Source organism: Streptomyces sp. NPDC058145, from assembly GCF_042884245.1.
Taxonomy (GTDB): Bacteria; Actinomycetota; Actinomycetes; order Streptomycetales; family Streptomycetaceae; genus Streptomyces.
The window spans coordinates 302,528-319,499 of record NZ_JBHVUH010000010.1; the positions used below are offsets into that span (position 1 = coordinate 302,528).

21 protein-coding genes and 1 pseudogene are annotated in these 16,972 nt (G+C 70.2%); 12 read left to right on the forward strand and 10 right to left on the reverse strand.

The annotated features are described in order from the left end of the window. The first annotated feature begins 76 nt into the window (after positions 1-76). Positions 77-772, forward strand: coding sequence for an alpha/beta hydrolase (locus ACFVVO_RS24110; RefSeq protein ID WP_390057653.1), 696 nt, complete (start codon positions 77-79; stop codon positions 770-772). 53 nt (positions 773-825) lie between these two features. On the opposite strand, the gene ACFVVO_RS24115 is transcribed toward ACFVVO_RS24110, so the two are convergent. The 3 genes from ACFVVO_RS24115 to ACFVVO_RS24125 all read right to left on the reverse strand — a co-directional run bounded on the left by ACFVVO_RS24115 (position 826) and on the right by ACFVVO_RS24125 (position 1,970). Then, positions 826-1,008, reverse strand: a complete 183-nt coding sequence (locus ACFVVO_RS24115) for a hypothetical protein (protein ID WP_390057654.1) — start codon at positions 1,006-1,008, stop codon at positions 826-828. Between the two features lie 64 nt (positions 1,009-1,072). Beyond that, positions 1,073-1,582, reverse strand: a complete 510-nt coding sequence (locus ACFVVO_RS24120) for a tetratricopeptide repeat protein (RefSeq protein ID WP_390057655.1) — start codon at positions 1,580-1,582, stop codon at positions 1,073-1,075. Next, complete coding sequence (locus ACFVVO_RS24125; RefSeq protein WP_390057656.1) at positions 1,554-1,970, reverse strand: helix-turn-helix transcriptional regulator; 417 nt, start codon at positions 1,968-1,970, stop codon at positions 1,554-1,556. Before ACFVVO_RS24125 ends, ACFVVO_RS24120 begins: the two co-directional genes overlap by 29 nt. Positions 1,971-2,263: 293 nt before the next feature. On the opposite strand from ACFVVO_RS24125, the gene ACFVVO_RS24130 reads away from it, so the two are divergent. Both ACFVVO_RS24130 and ACFVVO_RS24135 read left to right on the forward strand, forming a co-directional pair. Next, positions 2,264-3,163, forward strand: coding sequence for a PIG-L deacetylase family protein (locus ACFVVO_RS24130; protein ID WP_390057657.1), 900 nt, complete (start codon positions 2,264-2,266; stop codon positions 3,161-3,163). A 77-nt stretch (positions 3,164-3,240) separates the two neighbouring features. Beyond that, entirely contained in the window at positions 3,241-3,933 is a 693-nt protein-coding gene (locus ACFVVO_RS24135) for a DUF4232 domain-containing protein (protein WP_390057658.1), read from the forward strand. A gap of 214 nt (positions 3,934-4,147) precedes the next feature. On the opposite strand, the gene ACFVVO_RS24140 is transcribed toward ACFVVO_RS24135, so the two are convergent. Continuing rightward, positions 4,148-5,062, reverse strand: coding sequence for a GlxA family transcriptional regulator (locus tag ACFVVO_RS24140; protein WP_390057659.1), 915 nt, complete (start codon positions 5,060-5,062; stop codon positions 4,148-4,150). Positions 5,063-5,339: 277 nt separating this feature from the next. Between ACFVVO_RS24140 and ACFVVO_RS24145 the strand changes: the two genes are divergently transcribed. Continuing rightward, entirely contained in the window at positions 5,340-6,170 is an 831-nt protein-coding gene (locus ACFVVO_RS24145) for a dienelactone hydrolase family protein (protein WP_390057660.1), read from the forward strand. An 80-nt stretch (positions 6,171-6,250) separates the two neighbouring features. Here ACFVVO_RS24145 and ACFVVO_RS24150 read toward each other — a convergent pair whose 3' ends face one another. After that, the gene (locus ACFVVO_RS24150) at positions 6,251-7,336 is read right to left on the reverse strand and encodes a DUF5937 family protein (RefSeq protein WP_390057661.1); all 1,086 of its coding nucleotides are present in this window, start codon (positions 7,334-7,336) and stop codon (positions 6,251-6,253) included. Positions 7,337-7,436: 100 nt separating this feature from the next. Here ACFVVO_RS24150 and ACFVVO_RS24155 point away from each other — a divergent pair, with 100 nt between their 5' ends. From ACFVVO_RS24155 to ACFVVO_RS24175, 5 genes are all read left to right on the forward strand, one after another. Further along, entirely contained in the window at positions 7,437-8,663 is a 1,227-nt protein-coding gene (locus ACFVVO_RS24155; RefSeq protein WP_390057662.1) for an MFS transporter, read from the forward strand. A gap of 169 nt (positions 8,664-8,832) precedes the next feature. Then, the gene (locus ACFVVO_RS24160) at positions 8,833-9,612 is read left to right on the forward strand and encodes a hypothetical protein (RefSeq protein ID WP_390057663.1); all 780 of its coding nucleotides are present in this window, start codon (positions 8,833-8,835) and stop codon (positions 9,610-9,612) included. Then, on the forward strand, positions 9,609-9,995 hold the full coding sequence (locus tag ACFVVO_RS24165; RefSeq protein ID WP_390057664.1) for a GntR family transcriptional regulator: 387 nt from the start codon (positions 9,609-9,611) through the stop codon (positions 9,993-9,995). The genes ACFVVO_RS24160 and ACFVVO_RS24165 overlap by 4 nt, the downstream gene beginning before the upstream one ends. A gap of 222 nt (positions 9,996-10,217) precedes the next feature. Beyond that, the gene (locus tag ACFVVO_RS24170) at positions 10,218-11,540 is read left to right on the forward strand and encodes a phosphatase PAP2 family protein (RefSeq protein WP_390057752.1); all 1,323 of its coding nucleotides are present in this window, start codon (positions 10,218-10,220) and stop codon (positions 11,538-11,540) included. A gap of 156 nt (positions 11,541-11,696) precedes the next feature. Further along, positions 11,697-12,197 (forward strand): GNAT family N-acetyltransferase, encoded by a 501-nt coding sequence (locus ACFVVO_RS24175; protein WP_390057665.1) that lies wholly within the window; start codon positions 11,697-11,699, stop codon positions 12,195-12,197. Between the two features lie 88 nt (positions 12,198-12,285). Here ACFVVO_RS24175 and ACFVVO_RS24180 read toward each other — a convergent pair. Beyond that, a pseudogene (locus tag ACFVVO_RS24180) lies at positions 12,286-12,477 on the reverse strand (transposase); the annotation flags it as partial. Between the two features lie 210 nt (positions 12,478-12,687). On the opposite strand from ACFVVO_RS24180, the gene ACFVVO_RS24185 reads away from it, so the two are divergent. Continuing rightward, a complete protein-coding gene (locus ACFVVO_RS24185) occupies positions 12,688-12,930 on the forward strand; it encodes a DUF6411 family protein (RefSeq protein ID WP_390057666.1) in 243 nt (80 codons plus the stop codon). Between the two features lie 654 nt (positions 12,931-13,584). Here the strand turns inward: ACFVVO_RS24185 and ACFVVO_RS24190 are convergent. Continuing rightward, positions 13,585-14,418: a PIG-L family deacetylase gene (locus ACFVVO_RS24190; RefSeq protein WP_390057667.1), complete on the reverse strand. Its 834-nt coding sequence runs from the start codon at positions 14,416-14,418 to the stop codon at positions 13,585-13,587. A 265-nt stretch (positions 14,419-14,683) separates the two neighbouring features. Between ACFVVO_RS24190 and ACFVVO_RS24195 the strand changes: the two genes are divergently transcribed. Continuing rightward, entirely contained in the window at positions 14,684-15,022 is a 339-nt protein-coding gene (locus ACFVVO_RS24195; protein WP_390057668.1) for a hypothetical protein, read from the forward strand. A gap of 45 nt (positions 15,023-15,067) precedes the next feature. Here ACFVVO_RS24195 and ACFVVO_RS24200 read toward each other — a convergent pair whose 3' ends face one another. The 3 genes from ACFVVO_RS24200 to ACFVVO_RS24210 all read right to left on the reverse strand — a co-directional run bounded on the left by ACFVVO_RS24200 (position 15,068) and on the right by ACFVVO_RS24210 (position 16,339). After that, complete coding sequence (locus ACFVVO_RS24200; protein ID WP_390057669.1) at positions 15,068-15,457, reverse strand: VOC family protein; 390 nt, start codon at positions 15,455-15,457, stop codon at positions 15,068-15,070. Positions 15,458-15,623: 166 nt separating this feature from the next. Continuing rightward, complete coding sequence (locus ACFVVO_RS24205) at positions 15,624-15,956, reverse strand: sensor histidine kinase (RefSeq protein ID WP_390057670.1); 333 nt, start codon at positions 15,954-15,956, stop codon at positions 15,624-15,626. A 209-nt stretch (positions 15,957-16,165) separates the two neighbouring features. Further along, a complete protein-coding gene (locus ACFVVO_RS24210; RefSeq protein WP_390057671.1) occupies positions 16,166-16,339 on the reverse strand; it encodes a CsbD family protein in 174 nt (57 codons plus the stop codon). A 246-nt stretch (positions 16,340-16,585) separates the two neighbouring features. On the opposite strand from ACFVVO_RS24210, the gene ACFVVO_RS24215 reads away from it, so the two are divergent. Then, positions 16,586-16,756, forward strand: a complete 171-nt coding sequence (locus tag ACFVVO_RS24215) for a hydrophobic protein (RefSeq protein WP_390057672.1) — start codon at positions 16,586-16,588, stop codon at positions 16,754-16,756. The last annotated feature ends 216 nt before the right edge of the window (positions 16,757-16,972 follow it).

Sequence of the window (16,972 nt, forward strand, 5' to 3'; positions counted from 1 at the left end):
AGCTTCTTCCAATCAAGCGTTCTGCTGTCGGCCAAGACTGTCGCGGCTGCGACGGCATGGGCGACAGGATCGTCACATGCAGCCGATCTTCGTTCTCGTGCACAGTCCGTCCGTGGGCCCCTCGACCTGGCACCCTGTGGCCGAACACCTGACGGCGGCGGGATACCAGGTACGGGTGCCGTCCCTGCTGAACGTAGGCGCCGGTGCTCCGCCCTTCTGGCCCCGCGTCGTCAACGCCGTCCGCGACGAGGTCCGGCAGATCCCGGCCGGCAGCCCCGTAACCTTGGTCGCACACAGTAACGCCGGCCTGTTCCTTCCGGCGATCCGCTCGGGCCTCGACCATCCGGTGGCCGACTCGATCTTCGTCGATGCCGCGCTGCCGGCCCGGATCGGCTCAACCCCCGTCGCCTCACCGGAGTTTCTGGAGTGGCTCCGCCCGATGGCGGTGAACGGCAGGCTGCCGCGCTGGACCGACTGGTGGGACGAGGCAGACGTCGCGCCTATGTTCGCCGGTTCGGTGGTGCGACAGGCGGTCGTCGAGGAGCAGCCCACCCTGCCGCTCTCCTACTACGAGCAGCACATCCCGGTCCCTGGCGGCTGGGACGACCATGCCTGCTCCTACTTGCTGTTCGGCCCTCCGTATGACGACCCTGCCGTCGAGGCGCGCGAACGCGGCTGGCGTGTGGCACACCTGCCCGGGGCACACCTCCATCAGATCATCGATCCCGCCGGCACAGCCCGGCACCTCGTCGAGCTCGCCACTACGACCTGATCCACTTCCGGCTCGAACTCCGATGGCACGAGCTCAGCGCTCCTCCACGGCGGTCACGGGCACAACGGGCCCGTGTCCGAGACGGTGCAGCTCACCTGCCAGGCGGTCCACGCGCCGCTGGAGCAGCGCAGCCGGAACCAGTAGTTGCCGTCGCTGCCGATGGCCGCGATGGTGAAGGTCGAGAGGCTGCCTTGCAGATGGTCGATCTGGATCCGGCTCCTCACCCATCCGCCCATGGACACCCATCGCGTACCCGGACAGCGCCCGGGCGGCGGCCGGCGCACGCGGACCGGTCGGGCCTCACATGCCCGTGGTGCCCTGGCCGAGCGCGGCGAGTGCGGTGGCGGCCTCGGCCTGTCGCGGGCTCCTCAGCACGGCGAGGCCGTCACGGGCGACGAGCAGCGTCTCCCGGGCCTCCGGGTGGCCGGTGGCGCCGAGCACCTGACCCAGGTCGAGCCGAGCCTGTTCGGCCCAGGATGGCATCTGCGCGGCCTCGAAGAAGGCCAGGGCCTGCCGGAGCGACGGCTCGGCCTCGTGCCAGCGCTCCAGGGCCGCCAGGTCGTTGCCGATCTGCTGTCGGTGGACAGCGTGATAGAACGCGATCAGCTCGTCCGCCCGGCCCGGGACACCGGCCCGGCAGATCTGTTCGCCGCGGCGGTGGATGTCCAGGGCCTCCGCCGCCCGGCCGATCTGGCGCAGCAGGGTGCCGAGGGCGTTGAGGATCGACAGCTCGGCCAGCCTTGCCTGCGGGGAGCCCAGCGAGGCGAGGCAGCCGGCCGCCTCACGCAGTCGCGTGTGTGCCTCTTCCAACCGGCCCAGCCGCTGGAGTGCCCCTGCGCCGTAGCCGAGTGCCCAGCCCTGCTGGAGCCCGTCCTCGCTGTCGCGGGCCGCTGCCAGCGCGGCGTCGGCGGACACCAGGGCGGCCCGGGGGTCGTGCGCGCAGAGGAAGACGCGGACGCCCCAGAGCGGCGGCCTCCTCCAGTCCCGCCGCCTCGTCCTCGTCCAGCCCCAGCGCTTCGGCCAGAGCCTGAACCGTACGGCGCTGCGGCCCTCGGGTACGCCCGCGTTCCATGTCGGCCAGCGCCCTGACGCTGACCCCGGCCGCATGCGACAGCGCCTCCTGGCTCAGTCCGGCACGAGCCCGCAGGAGGCGCAGCCGCTGCCCGAAGTCCTCCGTGGAAGGCGTGCCACCGCGCACCGTCGACGTCCTCGATCATCCGGCTCGTCCGAGCGCGAGCCCCCCGGCAGAAGTATGGCCACGGTACTTCTGCCGGTGGAACCGCCTGGGATGCGAGGGCCGTTGGTGTTCGACTGAGAACAGGCGCGGGACGCCTTCCCCCCAGACGGATGGAGTCCGGGCGGCCGATCCCCAACGGGAGGAGCCGCCGGAGCACGGACCCTGTGCGGGCCGGGGCGTGGCGACAGACCACCCGACGTCGAGCGACCACCGAAGACGCACGACGCGACGATCATGAAACGGGGCGACCTCACATGAACAGCAGCGATGAGCAGACCAGCGCAATCTCCAGGCGGAGCGTCCTGGCGGCGGGTGCACTGACCGCCGCCGCCGTCGCCTACCAGGCGGGCCGGGCCCCCGCGGCGTCCGCCGCCGCCAAACCCGCCATCTTCTACGCCCCTCACCAGGACGACGACGCGATCGGTCTGGCCGGATCGATCCTGGAACACAAGGCGGCGGGCCGGCCCGTCTACCTCGTACTGGTGAGCAATGGCAGGAACCCCGATCTGGCCCAGCTCATGAACACCGACCCCTGCCCCCTGACCACTTGGGACAGCCCGCACCCGTGCGCCGCGGGCGGCAGGCACAACCTGTCCTGGCCGACCGACGGAACCACCAAGGTCGTCGCCGCCCGGACGGCCGAGTTCATGGCCTCCGCGAAGGCACTGGGCGTGGACAAGGTCATCAACTTCAAGGTCGTGGACGACGGGTTCGCCAGCGTGTCCGCCTACAACAAACTCGTCGACCGGATCGAGGCGAAGGTCAGGGCACTCGCCGCGCAGTACCCCGGCGCGTCGCACAAGTTCACGGCCGGCTGGCTGGAGCGCACCGAGACCCACAAGGCGTGCAGCGACGTGGCCTACCGCCTGATGAACGACCGCACGATCTCCGACGTGCGCTTCAACCACGTCTACGCCTACGGGCGCCCCCGGGAGCAGCGCGCGGACGGCGCGGCATACGTGCTCGACATCCCGAGCTCGCACATGAACACCAAGCGCATCGCGATGTACGCCTACAACACGTGGGACCCGAGCCGGAACCTGTATGCCCTCGGCTATCACAGCGTCCCCGAACTGCTGGAGGCCGCGCACGCCGACCCCCGCGAGTTCGTGTACACCCTGCCGTCCGACTACCGGCCGGGCAAGGGCAACTGAGAACCGCACAACGCCACCAGGACGACCTCGGCCGACGGCACGAGCCGCGGCCCCGCACCAATCACGGGGAACTCTCCATGAACATCCCGCGTCACCACTTCACGCTGCTCGCCACCGCGGGCACCGCCCTTGCCCTGTCCCTCACCGCCTGCCAGAGCGACGCGCCCACCAAGTCGGCCCCCGCGGCGACCTCCTCGGCGACCGGGACGGCGACGGACGACGGACAGACCAGCGCGTCCGGAACGACGGGCTCGAGCGATCCGGCGCGCTCGACGGCATCGAAGAGCTCGACGGACCGCACCGACAGCGGCGGCTCCGCGGGCTCGACAGGTGAGCAGGCGACCGCCGCCACCCGGGTCTGCACCGCGCGGGACGTCACCGTCACCGCCGCCACACAGGGTGGTGCTCCCCACACCCACCTCGTCCTCACGGCGAGGAACACCTCCGGTCACTCCTGCCGGCTCGCGGGCGCGCCGCACATCCAGTTCCTGGAGAGTCACAAGCAGGACGTCCCGGTCGTCGCCAAGAGCAAGCCGGCCGCGCCGGTCGTGCTCACGGCGGGAGCTCCTGCGTACGCCCTCGTGAAGTTGTCGGACGGCGGAGTCGACGAGGACAACGAGCCCGTGTCGGCGTTCTCCGTCATGCTGGAGGGCGACTCCAAGGTCATCGCCGTCACCGCGCCCGGCAGCGGCGGCATCGCCGTCGACCCGGCGAAGGCCCTCACCGGCTACTGGACCCCCGAACTCCGCAACGGCGCGGACGATTTCTGAGACACGCCGCGGGGCATGACATCAGCCCGGAGCACCCCGGCGTCGCGGACACCACGGCAGGCCCAGACCCAGACCAGGACCGGCGTGACCGCCGCTGCCGGGCCGCCCTCCACCTGGCCGCCATCTTCGTCCGGACACGGCGCTGACGACCAGAGAGACGTGACCCGGTGCCGTGCCGGGCGTCGCGAGCCGGTGAACCTTTCCGGCCACAGGACTAGGCACCATCGTCCGGGGCGGATGCCCGGACCGTGCGGCGGAAGGCGGCCCGGTAGGCGCTCGGGCGATGGCCGGTGTGGCGGGCGAAGAGGGCGGCGAAGGTGCCGGGGTCCTGGTAGCCGACGGCCGCGGCGACGGCGGCGACGGTGCGGTCGGTGGTCTCCAGAAGGTGGCGGGCGCGGCGGACCCTGGAGGCCTGCAGATGGGCCAGCGGACTGCGGCCGGTCTCCTCGGCGAAGCGGCGCAGCAGCGTGCGGGTGCTGACTTGGAAGGTGACCGCGAGCGTGGCGAGGTCGTACCGCTCGGCGAGGTTCTGGTCGAGCTGCCGCATGATCCGCTGGGAGAACTCCTGTCCGGGCTGGGGGAGGAGCCGCGGGTCGACGTATGGAGTCTGGGAGGTCCGCGCATCGTCGACGAGGGTCAACCGTGCTGTAGTGCGGGCGACTTGGGCGCCGTTGTGCCGGCGGATCAGGTCCAGCGCGAAGTCGTACATGGCGCTGAAGGCGGCCGTGGTGGTCACCCCCCTGTCGGTGACGACCAGGTGCTGGGGCCGTACGTCGGCGTCCGGGCAGCGGCCGGCCAGTTCGGCGGCGTACAGCCAGGAGGTGGTGGCCCGGCGCCCGTCGAGGAGCCCGGCCCGGGCGAGCAGGAACGAGCCGACGCACAGGGAGACGACGGCGGTACCGGCGGCGGCCTGCGCGCGGATCGCCGCGATTTCGGGGGCGAGCCGGGAGAGACATGCGTCGAGATCCGTGTCCGGGCGTAGTTCGAAGCCGGGGACCACGAGGACGTCGACCTCGCGCAGGGGACGCACGTCCAGGCCGGCGCCGCCCGAGGCGGTGACCCGGCGGCGGGGCGAGACGATCGACACCCGGTAGCCGGGCTTGTCCGGTCCGGCGACATGCCCGGCCATCGTCAACAGGTCAGGGACGCCGAACACTTCGGACGCGAAGCAGCCCGGGTATGCCAGGATCCCGACCCGCAGCGCACCCGGTGCCGCGCACGGACCCGCATCGTTCCGTGTTTGCCGCGCCGCCGCCTCAGCCATTGCTTCTGTACCCCCTGGTGCTTCCGGCTTCGGGGCGCCGTCCGAGTAACGCCCGCCCTTCCGTTGCGCGTGGCGAGATTACCTCTGGCCTTGGCGATCCCGCCTCTCACCCGGCGACCGGCCCCGGGACCAGGCTGGCACCATGAGCGACGACGACCCGATCACGGACTTCACCCGCCGGAGCGTGGCCGTGGAGGGAGTGGAGAAGACGGTGTACGTGGCCGGGGCCGGGCCCGCGGTCGTGGTGCTGCCCGAGATGCCGGGCATCAGTCCCGACGTCCTGCGGCTCGCGCGCTGGGTGCGCGACGCGGGCTTCACCGTCCATGCGCCCTCCCTGTTCGGGACGGACGGCGCCTTCCCCACAGTCGAAGGCGGCCGGGAGGTGGTCCGCCGCGCCTGTGTCAGCGCGGAGTTCCGCGCGTTCGCCGGGGGCGGCACCAGCCCGGTGACGGTCTGGCTGCGCGGCCTTGCGCGCCGGGCCCACGCCGAGTGCGGGGGGCCGGGGGTGGGCGCGATCGGCCTGTGCTTCACCGGCAACTTCGCCCTCACCATGGCGCTGGAGCCGGCGGTGATCGCCCCGGTGGTCAACCACCCGTCGTTGCCGCTCGACGACCCCGGCGGGCTCGAACTCGACGAGGCGGACGCGCGCGCGGTGAGCGACCGGCTCGACCGCGACGGACTCACCGTCCTCGCCTACCGCTTCGAAGGCGACCGCTGGTGCACCGGGCAGCGCTTCGCCGCCTACCGGAAGCTGCTCGGCCAAGCCTTCGACGGGCGCGTCCTCCCGGACAGCGCCGCGAACCCTGCCCCGCCGCCCTTCTTCGCCGACGTGGTCGGCACCCCGCACAGCGTCGTCACCGCCCATCTCGTCGACGAGGCCGGCCACCCCACGGTCCGGGCCCGCGACGAGATCCTCGCCTTCCTCACCGACCGCCTGCACCCGCGGGGGAACCGACCGCTGCCCGCCACCTGAGCGGCTCGAACCGCCCTGGTGACGTGCCTCCTCCAAAAGAGCGAATCGCCTGACGCGCGCGGCCCGCGCACCGGGGCGGCTCAGCGCAGTACGGCCGCCAGCAGGTCGGTGCCCAGCGTCGTCAGGTCGGGCAGGTTGAGGGTGTGGCGGACGTAGCGGCCCTGCCGTCGGGCTGTGAGGAGGCCCGCGCGGCGAAGGACGGCCAGATGGCGGGAGACCTCCGGGAGTGAGAGCTCCCAGGCGTGGGCCAGCTCGCCGGTCGTGTGCGGGCCGCGCGCCAGGGTGCGCAACAGCCGCATCCGTACCGGATGGGCGAGCGCCTCCAGCCGTAGCGTCATCGTTTCCAGCGGTACCGGCTCCGACGGACACGGCTCGACCACGGGGTACTGCACCACCGGATGCCACCCGGGCGCGTGGACCGCCACCAGGTGCGGGCGGCCGAAGACACTGGGGATGAAGGTGACCCCGCTGCCGCGGGCGGCGGTCGCCTTGTCCTGCAGCTTGTCCACGACGATGCAGTCGCCGTCCGGTGCGAGGGTGACCGCGCCGGAGACCGAGGCGAGCGCCGCCCCGACGCCCTCGCGCTTCAGCAGGTCGTTCTTCAGCCGCAGGTCGGTGGCGAGTCGCACGGTGATGCCCGCCCAGGCGGCGTCGAAGAACGCCGCTGCGCACTGTTCCAGGGTTCGACGCACCCGCGCCCGCACCGCGGTGGGGTCCGCGAGCAGTCGTTCCGCGAAGGCCTCCTGCAGTGCGCCCCGGGCCTGTGCCACGTCCAGGGCGCGCTCGCGCGCGGTCGGGTCGGTGAGTGGAGATCTCCCGGCGAAGTGAACCCGGTTGCTGCCGCACGTGGTGACGAGTGCGGCGGTCACATACCTTTCGTCGTCGATCCGGTCCACGTCGTCCAGTTCCTCGGCGAGGGTCGGCCGGGGCCGGCCGGGGATCAGGAAGTCGGCCTGTGAGGAACGCCAGAGGAACTCCGCCTCCCTGAGCCGATCGGCCAGCTCCGGTGGCAACCCGGCCCAGACGTCCCCGGCCCAGCCGGCGAGCCGCGGGTGATGCGCGGGTTCGGCCAGCACGTGCAGCATCGCGGTCAGTTCGGCCAGCGGGGAGGCGGCGAACCGCACCCGTTCGGCCGGCAGACCGCTGATGTCGATCCTCAGCGTCATCCCGTCATCATCTCGGCCCGGACGGCCGTCGCCGCCGTCGGTTGACGGTTTCCGTCAACCGACGTGACCGGCGGTTCGGTTGTCCGCAGTGTCTGACGCCATGGCAACCACCACCAAGATCCGTCCCCGCGCCCTCGTCCGCGCGTCCGGAGGCCCCCGCTATGCCGTCGCCCTGGCCGTGGACGCGCTCGGCACCGGACTGCTGCGGCCGTTCCTGCTGCTGTACGGGGTGACGGTGCTGAGGCTGTCCGCGCCGGTCACCGGCACCGCCATGACGGCCGGAGTGGTCGCGGGTCTGGTGTGCGTGCCCGCGGTGGGCCGATGGCTGGACCTGGGCGCACGCAGCACGGTCGTGGCGGCGTCGATGCTGGTACGGGTGCTCGGCGTGGCACTGCTGCTGGCCACCCCGGCGGAGCATGTCTGGCCGTTCGCCGCGGCGGCTCTCTTCCTCGGCATCGGCAACCAGGCCTGGCCGGCCGCCCACGCGGCTCTCGTGGCCACGGTCGCCCACGGCCGGGAACGCGACACCGCGCTCGCGGCGGGCCGCGCCCTGCGCAACGCCGCACTGGGCGTGGGCGCGCTCGTCGCCACGGTGACTCTGGCGGGCGGCACCACCGCCTTGCGGGCGCTGGCAGCCGTCACCGGGCTCGCCTACCTCGCCGCGGCGGTACTGGCCTGGTCGGTCCGGCTGCAGGCGCGTCGTCCGGACGCCACCCCGGGTAGAGAGGCTGGTGACTTTCCCGCGCCCCGGATGCGCGCGCTGCTCGCCGCCAACGTCGTGTACGCCTTCTGCCTCAACGTCCCCGAGATCGCGCTTCCCCTCATCCTGGTGACACAGTTGCACGCGTCCCCGGTGTGGTCGGCGGCGATCTTCGTGGGCAACACGGTCCTGGTGGTCACCCTGCAGGTGCCGGTCACCTTGCTGATGTCCCGGTTCCCCCGGCGGACGGCGTTGGCTCTCGCCGGCGTGATACTCACCGTCTCCTACCTCGGCTTCCTCGCGGCCACCTCACTGGGCCACGGCTGGGGTGCCCCGGCCGTCGCCACGGTGGCCGTGGTCTGCACCGTCGGCGAGATCGTCTACGCCGGCAGCGCCACCGCGCTCGTCACCCACCTCGCCCCCGCCCATGCCCTGGGACGCGTACTGGCCCGCTTCGAACTCTCCACGGGCTTCGGCCTCGCCGTCTCCCCGGCCGCCATCACCGCCCTCGCGCCCCACGGCCCGACCGCCCTCTGGGGCAGCCTCGCCGCCGCGACGCTCCTGTCCGCCTCCGCCGTCGCCACCGAGGCACGAACGGCTCCCGGGCCCTGTACGAGGTCCTGCTGATGAGCCGCCGCATGCTCGTGCAAGCGCGACCGCGCCGCTCGGTGGTCCCTTCCTGGCTGATCGCCGACTTGTAGCAAGGTGTTGACACAAGTCCGCCGGGACGGCCATCTTGTACTCACCCATTGATACAAGCACTGGGTGCAAGTCGCTCTTTTACGGGGGTACTTCCATGGCTGATACCGACGTGAACACGGCACCGACCACCTCCCGAGGCGCGGCCGACCGCTACGCCCGATTTACGGGTTTGGCGGTGGGCGCCCTGGCCGCCTGCCTCCTGGCCCCGCTCCACGACGGTGACGGCGTGCTCTACGCCATCCCGGCGTTCGGACTGTGCGCCGTCGGCGGCGTGCTGCTGGGGGACGCGCTGACCGCGCCGGCCCGCAGCGGCGTCCGCGCCGCCAGCCTCACGCCACGCCGGGTACGCGACTATGTACCGCCCCGCATGACCGTGCTGCTGCTCGTTCTCGCGGTCGCCCTGTTGGCCCTGCTGGCGATCGCCGGCGCGGTGGCCACGCCGGACGACCTCGGGCGGGCGGGCCGTCAACTCACCCTCACCTGCGGGGGTGTGACCGAGGGGCGCGGCCCTTGGCCCGGGTTCTACTACGGTGTGCCCATACTGGCTGCCCTCGCAGTCGCCACGATCGCGTGCGGTTGGTCGCTGCGGCGGATCGCCACCCGGATCGGCGACGAGCGGTCGCGCCGCGACCGCTCGCTGGCGATCGTGGCCGCCTGGGGCATCGTCGTCTCCACCTCGCTGCTGGGCACGGCCTCGACGGCCGCGGGCGCCCTGTCGGAGATGACATGTGACGGCACCGCCGGCACCGTCGCCCACGCGATCCTCCTGCCCCTGGCAGTCGTCTCCCTGGTGACCGCGCCCTGGATGCTCTTCACCGTCTGCTCGCCCCGAGCGGCATGGTGGCACCGGACGAACCGAGGAGCGCGTCCGTGAGCGGCGCCGCCATTCGGGTCGACACGACCAAACCCGTCCCGCCCTACGAGCAGATCCGCGCCCAGCTCGCCGACCTGATCGGCACCGGCCGGCTGGCCGAGGGCGAGCGACTGCCGACGGTACGGCAACTGGCCGCGGACCTCGGCCTCGCGACAGGAACCGTGGCCCGCGCCTACCGCGAACTGGAGGCGGCCTCCCTGATCCGCACCCGCCGCGGCGCGGGAACACGGGTGGCTCCACCACCACCGGGCGCCCACCTCCGGGAACCACCCGAGCTGAGTGCGGGAGTACGGGACTTCGTCGCCTGGGCAGCCGCTCTGGGCTTCGAAGAGGACACCGTGCTGGCGGCCGTACGGCGTGCCTTCCAGGAGCGAGAGAGCTGAACCGTCCGTACGCGTGCCGGCGAGGCGACGTGGGGGAGCGGAGCAACTGGTGACGCTCCCCCCGGTGGCCCGTGGAAGTCACGCACCGCTCCGATAGCATGTTCGAGCTCGCGATGACTACTGTCATCGCTTTCCGTCCATTTAATCCATATCGAGCAAATCGGCTGACGAGTGATATCCAAAGCATCGCGGGTGTTTTCGCGAACAAACGGCAGAGCTGCGTTGGCGGCGTGCCGTCAACGGCGAGCCGTGCTGTGGGCCGTGGCGGGTGTGGCGGCTTTGGGAATCCTCATCACGCTTGAGATCTCCGCACGCCGCTACGGTCAGCCGGGGCCGATTACAGACCAGTTGAACGGCCTGGTATTCGCCCCGAAACCGGGACCGCTGTACGGCGGTATGGCGTTGATGATGGTGGTCCTCACCTGGCGGCAACGGTTCATCGCGGCTGGTGTCGCCATCGGCATCGACACCCTCTTCGTGCTGGTGCGGTGGGCGGTCGGCGCGAGGACAACCGAGGGCCACTTCTTCGGCAACGGCGCGTTGTGGGTGATGTTGGGCTGCGCGGTCATCGCCCTCACGCGCCGCACCGGCGCCGAACGCGTCCTGTTGCTGAAGGGCGTCGGTCTGGGCCTGCTGCTGGTGGCGGGCCGCAAGACCGGCGACACCTGGCTGCTCATCACCGCGAAGACCCGGCCGGCGGTGCTCGACCAGTACGTGGCGACCGCCGATCACGCGCTGGGCAACCCGTCGTGGCTGATGGGCCGGATCGTCAACGCCACCGACCCGATCGGCACCCACCTTCTCCACCTGGTCTACGCGCAGCTTGCGGTGGCCGCGGTCGTCGTCGCGCTGTACCAGCTGCGCAACGTGGCGGTCGAGCGCCGATTCCCACGCCATCATCTGGTGCGCACCTTCCTGGTGATCGGCCTCCTCGGGCCGGCCGTCTACATGATCTTCCCGGTGGTCGGGCCGGTGTTCGCCTACGGCCCAGGCGCCTCCGGCACCGGCGGCGTGCAGTGGGCGGTGGCCAATCTGTGGCCGGACACGCCGCCGACGATCAACACCCCGCACCCGGTGTCGTACGACGGGATCACCCCCCGCAACTGCATGCCCAGTCTGCACACCGCGTGGGCCACCGCGATATTCATTCATTCCCGCAAGGCCCCACGGATTCTGCGATCCGCGGGCACGTTCTGGCTGATCGCAACGCTCAGCGCAACGCTGGGATTCGGCTACCACTACGGCGTGGATCTCGTCGCCGGCGTGGTCTTCGCGCTCACGATCGAGGCGACGCTGCGCTCGCTCGACCGTGGCTGGGACCGCGCAGGAATCCAGCTGGTCAGCTACGGCTCTACGGTCTTCGCCGCGCTCCTGGTGTCGTACCGCTGTCTGCCGATGGAGATGGCCGGACATCCGTGGGTCTTCGGGCCACTTCTCCTTCTGGCAATGACGTCGGTGATCTACGGCTACGTACGGACCACCGAACTGTGGGAACCGACGGCCGCACCAACGCGGCAACCGGAACCGCAACTCGAACCAGTTTGAACCGTGCCGCATCAGGTTGCGGCCGAACCGGCCGCCATGGAGACCCCTCCGGCCCAGTACTCCAGCCGTAGATCGTTAGGTGCTCTGGTCTGGAGGCTGTCTGCCGCCGGCGGAAACTCAGGTGGCCTCGGTGCGCCGTCCGGGTAGAGTCGGGCAGTGCCCGAGCTGAAGCAGCTGCATGCTGGTCATGCCCCGGCGGTTCTGGCCTTTGAGCTGGCGAACCGCGCCTACTTCGCTGCCTCGGTCTCTGACCGCGGCGACGACTTCTTCGACCAGTTCACCGACCGGTACAACGCCTTGCTGGCTGAGCAGGAGGCCGGCATCTGCGCTTTCTACGTGCTCGTCGCCGAGGACAACTCGGTACTCGGCAGGTTCAACCTGGTCGACATCCAGAACCGCACCGCGGCACTTGGCTACCGGGTCGCGCAGCGCGTCGCCGGCCGCGGCGTGGCGACCACGACCGTTCGGGAGCTGTGCCGACTGGCGGCGACGCGGCACGGGCTGCGCACATTGCGGGCGGCCACCGCCCACGAGAATGCCGCGAGCCAGAAGGTGCTGTCCAAAGCCGGGTTCGTCCTGGTCGGCCCAGCCGACCCCGCTGACCTCGGCGGTAAGCCAGGCAGCTGGTATCAGCGCGGCTTGGTGCTCCAGCCGTAGTCCGCGATCCTGCTGGTGGACCGACTGCGGGGAGGTTGCGGCCACTGCTGATCATCGGTGTGTGAAGTCTGAAGATCTTGCGCCACTTCCGCAGGCGGTTGTGGGCTCCCTCCCACGAGCCGAAGTGCTCGGGCGGGTCCATCCACGGCGTCCCGGTGCGGTACTCGAACGCGATCGCGTCGATCACCTGCCGGTGATCGCGCCACCGCCCGCCCCGCTTCGCTGTCCGGTCCGGCAGCAACGGCTCGACGCGTGTCCACTGGGCGTCAGTCAACGACACACATCAACCAAGGATCAGATGATCCGAAGGAAACGGCCTAACTGGGCTGGGGCCTGTCTGACGGGCCGGGGTGTTGAGGATTTCCGTCATGCTTGGTGGAGGCACGCGACCGCACGCCCGAGCGTGAGCGGTGTGGCCAATGGCTGACGGGGCAGTCGGTTGAGCGAAAGGGCAGTGGACCTGCACGCCGCGGAGTATTTGGAGACTGAGATGGTCATCGGCATCGTGATCGCCGCTTGTGTAGTCCTGGCCGTGCTGGCCTTCCTGCTGCCGCGTCTGTCGCGGCACCCGCAAAACGGAGCCCAGCGTGGCCTGGGAGCCGGCTCGCGTGCCGGATCGAAGGCGCCCGGCATCCTGGGCCGCCTGCTGAGCAAGTCGTTCAGCTCCAGCTCGCGGGCAGTGGGCCGCAGCGGTACCGCCGGACGTCAGGCCCGGGGTCGTATGCCGTTCTGAGCCGGAGTCCACCGTGGTACCGGCCGATGGCGTGGTCGGCCGGCTCCCCGGCCGGGGCCCTTTTTGCGGGCCCCGGCCGCGTGCTGGTGAACTCGCCCGATCGTGGAATCCACGGACACGGCCCAGGTCAGGTCCCCATCCGCGTCAGCCTGGGCCATCAGCGCGCTGAACACCCGCTCCCAGGTGCCATCGACGGCCCACATGCAGCCGGTTGTAGACGCGCCGCCAGTTGCCGTACTTCTCGGGCAGATGGACCCACTGCGTTCCGGTCCTGGAACTTGAAGGCGATCGCGGCGATGTTCACCGACGGGTGGTTCATGGGCGTATGGAGTAGGCGGTTTCGTTTAGATCACTCGGTCGATGGACGGGTGTGCCGTTGACTGACGCCCAGTGGGTGCGATTCAAGCCGCTACTCCCGGACCGCGCGCCGAAGCGGGGCGGTCGCTGGCGGACAAGTGTGCCGACGGCATCGGCGGGACGTTTCAACGGCCCTGCTCGATCAGCGGACGGGCGTCCTCGCAACCGCCCCGCTACTGAGCAGGGCCATCTCGATGATCAAGGGCCGCTGGAGCGGACCCTACGTAAACATGCCTCCGGGTGTGCGAGCACGCTCGCTCGAGCCTTACGGAGCCTGAGTCTTATCAGGCCGATGGATCAGCGCAGTCCGGCGAAGAGGTCGTTCTCGGGTACGGCCGCGCCGGTGGTGTCCTGGACACGTACAAAGGTCTCGACGCCCATCAATTCGGTGAACCTTTCCTGGCCCATCCTGAGGAAGAAGATGTTCTCGCCCTGGCTGGCGTGGGCTGCCAGCGCATCGAACTTCTGACCGCCGAACGCGGTGGTGTCCACCCACGTGGTGATCTCATCGTCGGGGAGTCCGATCTCGGCCATCGCGGCGGCCTCGGCGGGATCCGGCTCCTGCCAGTCCGCGCCGAACTCGCGCATGACCTCCCCGAACCGCTGCATCATCGAGCGGGGCGCCGTCGTCCAGTACACCTTCGGTGTCAGCGCGGTCATGGTCAGCGCCGTCATCGTGATGCGGTTTGCCTGGATGTGGTCGGGGTGGCCGTAGAAGCCGTTCTCGTCGTAGGTGACGACGACATCGGGTTGGTAGCGGCGCAATAGTTCCGCGAGTCGGGCAGCGCCCTTCTCCACGGGGGTCTGCCAGAAGGATCCGGGGGCGTCGTTCGTCGGCCAGCCCATCATTCCGGAGTCGGCATAGTCCAGCATCTCCAGATGACTGACCTTCAGGATGCCGCAGCTCGACTCAAGTTCTTGACGCCGCATCAAGGCGACGGCTGCCGGATCGTGCCCGGGATCGCCCGGCTTGACACCCCCCGGTCCGTCACCGCAACTGCCGTCGGTACACGTCACGAGGACCGTGCGGATCCCCTCCGCCGCGTACCGCGCGAGGACACCTCCCGTTCCAGTGGCCTCATCGTCGGGGTGGGCGTGCACCGCCATGAGCGTCAAGGGCCGGTCATTCATGAAACATTCCTCCTGTGTGAAAACGCCTCGGTCCGAGTCTGCGGCAGGCGTGTAGGAGTCGCCCGGACATCGGATGACCGGGCGTTACCGCGGACCCGGGGGCCCGGATCGCGTCGGAGCGGACGATCTCTCAGCCCCTCTGCTCCCCGCCCGCGCGGCGCCGGTCCCTCGGCTGGTGCAACAGCGCCGGCCGGATCAGCTGTTCCCGCCGCGCACGAGAACTCCTGGGCTTTGGCACTCGCTCCCGTGCAGTTCACTTCCGGACTTGTCCGGAACCTTCACGAGTTCGCCGGCCCGGGCCCTGGCACGCCGGTTACCCCTGCTGGGCAAGATCCCGGCCCTGGCCGGCGTCCTCGGCTGTCGCAGGCACTGGCCCCAGATGCTGTTCGCCGACCGCAGCTACGACCACGACGAATACCGGCGTCTGTTCCGGCAGCGGGGCAGACGCCTCGTTATGGCCGAACGCGGCCGGCAGCACGGCACAGGCCTGGGCACGTTCCGCTCGCGCATCGAGCGGAAGATCTCTTGGCTCCATGTCCTCCGCCGCCTGCGAATCCGCTGGCAGCGACACCGACGACGACCACGAAGAGTGCGGCACGGCTGAGCTGGGAGCGCCACTGGCCGACCCGGCGGTTCAGAGCAACGCCGGTCAGTGGAGGTAATGCGTGCGTCCCTTGTCGTCGAGTTCGAAGGGGCCCTCCGGGATGATGCAGAACTCGTTGCCCTCAGGGTCAGCCATGACCAGGAACCCTCCGTCCGCGTACTGCTCCAGCCTGCGCCCGCCGAGCGCCTCGACCCGCTGCTGCTCGGTAGCTGGGTCAGGTGAGGTGATGTCGAAGTGCATGCGGTTCTTGACCGACTTGGGTTCAGCCGTCTGCTGGAAGCCCAAGCCCAGACCGTTCTCGCGCCGCAGCCATACGTACGGTCCGGTACGGCCTACGACCGGCCTGCCAAGCAGCTCGGACCAGAACGCGGCAAGCCGCTCAGGGTCGGTGGCATCGACGATGAGGGCATTGATGTGCATGGGTGAGTCCGCCATGTTCCGATCCTCTCAAGGCGAGAGCTGCCCAATTTGCCAGGCCGAGGAGGGCGCACGATGAGAGCGGCGGCGGCATCAACTTGCCGCACGACTTCGACCGCATCTGGGCCACCGGATCCTGGCGCACGACCCTGCGGGCGCTGCCCCGCCAGTCGCCCGGTGCCGGTCAGCAGGGCAGACGGAGGGTGACAGCAGCCCCGTTCCCCGCGTTCTCGGCGTGGGCGGTCCCGCCGTGAGCGGTGGCCACCGCGTGTGCGAAGACCAGTCCGAGTCCGGATCCGTCGCTGGTGCGGCTGGTCTCGGCGCGGGTGAAGCGGTCGAACGCCCGTGGCAGGAAGTCGGGTGTGAAGCCTGGGCCCTCGTCCGTGACGCACACACTCACCACGCCCTCGTGCACTGTCGCTGCGATGCGGACCGTGCCCTCTCCGTGCCGTAGGGCGTTGTCGACGAGGTTGCTGAGGGCCGGTCGTAGCCATCGGGCGTCGATGTCGACGCTCACGCGGGTGGTTTCGACGGCCAGGTGGCGCCCGGCGCGCTCCGCGGTAGGCCGGAGGCGGTGACGGCGGCGTCAGGAGTCGGCCCTGCGTTCGACCGTGACCTGAGACCTGAGACCTGAGACCTGAGACCTGAGACCTGAGACCTGCGGGCACAGGCGTGGGGGCGGTCCCGGTACCGGGACCGCCCCCACGCGCAGTTGGTGATCGCCGGTCAGGGCCGGTTCGTATCCTTGAGTGACTCCTTGGCCTCGCGGGCGTTGCCCGCCACCTCGGCTGCGTGGCCCTTGGCGACCAGGTTCTCGTTACCGGTGGCTCGTCCGACTGCCTGGGCAGCCTTCCCGACGGCCTGCTCGGCCTTGGCCCGGGCCTTCTCGCTGGCGGCCATGCTGCTCATCCTCCTCGGCTGTCGTGTGAGGTTCTGGCTCTTCGCATGTCCCCACTCGGTGTCGGCAAACCTTGGGCCAGAGACTTGCGCTAGGTGATCGTCAATGGGTGGCTGCGGTGCATCACATGCCGAAGAGGGGGAATTCTGCGTCGCGTGCGCGTGCCCTTCACTCCGTGGAAGTAACTTTCATTTTGTGTGCTTGTAGAGGCGAGATAAGGGCATCCGGTGGCCAGGAGGTTGATAACAATGGTTCCCCTGCTTCTGGTTCTTCTGCTGGCTCTGATCCTCTTCGGTGCGGGCTTCGCCCTGAAGGCACTGTGGTGGATCGCGGTGATCGTTCTGATCGCGTGGCTGCTGGGCTTCGTCGTCCGGTCCGCTGACGGCACAGGCCGCAAGGGCCGCTGGTACCGCTGGTAGGCGCAGTCCTCGGAGTGAGGAGCGCTGCTGGTAGCGGAGATTGACGTGGGGACCGGCCGGGGACGGCCGGGCCCCACGTCGTGGATGAGGGCACATTCCGTTCGGGCGGCGGGGATGGATCGGGCGCATCGAAGGTATGTGTGCCATGCATCGGCCCCGCGGAAGCCGCAGTGGAACCCTGCGCCTCCTATCTCTGCGGGGCCGATGCACCCTATG

Coding starts and splice junctions, on each gene's coding strand:
- ACFVVO_RS24110 (WP_390057653.1), top strand. CDS start 77: ATGCAGCCGATCTTCGTTCTCGTGCACAGTCCGTCCGTGGGCCCCTCG.
- ACFVVO_RS24115 (WP_390057654.1), bottom strand. CDS start 1,008: ATGGGCGGATGGGTGAGGAGCCGGATCCAGATCGACCATCTGCAAGGC.
- ACFVVO_RS24130 (WP_390057657.1), top strand. CDS start 2,264: ATGAACAGCAGCGATGAGCAGACCAGCGCAATCTCCAGGCGGAGCGTC.
- ACFVVO_RS24135 (WP_390057658.1), top strand. CDS start 3,241: ATGAACATCCCGCGTCACCACTTCACGCTGCTCGCCACCGCGGGCACC.
- ACFVVO_RS24140 (WP_390057659.1), bottom strand. CDS start 5,062: ATGGCCGGGCATGTCGCCGGACCGGACAAGCCCGGCTACCGGGTGTCG.
- ACFVVO_RS24145 (WP_390057660.1), top strand. CDS start 5,340: ATGAGCGACGACGACCCGATCACGGACTTCACCCGCCGGAGCGTGGCC.
- ACFVVO_RS24150 (WP_390057661.1), bottom strand. CDS start 7,336: ATGACGCTGAGGATCGACATCAGCGGTCTGCCGGCCGAACGGGTGCGG.
- ACFVVO_RS24155 (WP_390057662.1), top strand. CDS start 7,437: ATGGCAACCACCACCAAGATCCGTCCCCGCGCCCTCGTCCGCGCGTCC.
- ACFVVO_RS24160 (WP_390057663.1), top strand. CDS start 8,833: ATGGCTGATACCGACGTGAACACGGCACCGACCACCTCCCGAGGCGCG.
- ACFVVO_RS24185 (WP_390057666.1), top strand. CDS start 12,688: ATGGTCATCGGCATCGTGATCGCCGCTTGTGTAGTCCTGGCCGTGCTG.
- ACFVVO_RS24190 (WP_390057667.1), bottom strand. CDS start 14,418: ATGAATGACCGGCCCTTGACGCTCATGGCGGTGCACGCCCACCCCGAC.
- ACFVVO_RS24200 (WP_390057669.1), bottom strand. CDS start 15,457: ATGGCGGACTCACCCATGCACATCAATGCCCTCATCGTCGATGCCACC.
- ACFVVO_RS24210 (WP_390057671.1), bottom strand. CDS start 16,339: ATGGCCGCCAGCGAGAAGGCCCGGGCCAAGGCCGAGCAGGCCGTCGGG.
- ACFVVO_RS24215 (WP_390057672.1), top strand. CDS start 16,586: ATGGTTCCCCTGCTTCTGGTTCTTCTGCTGGCTCTGATCCTCTTCGGT.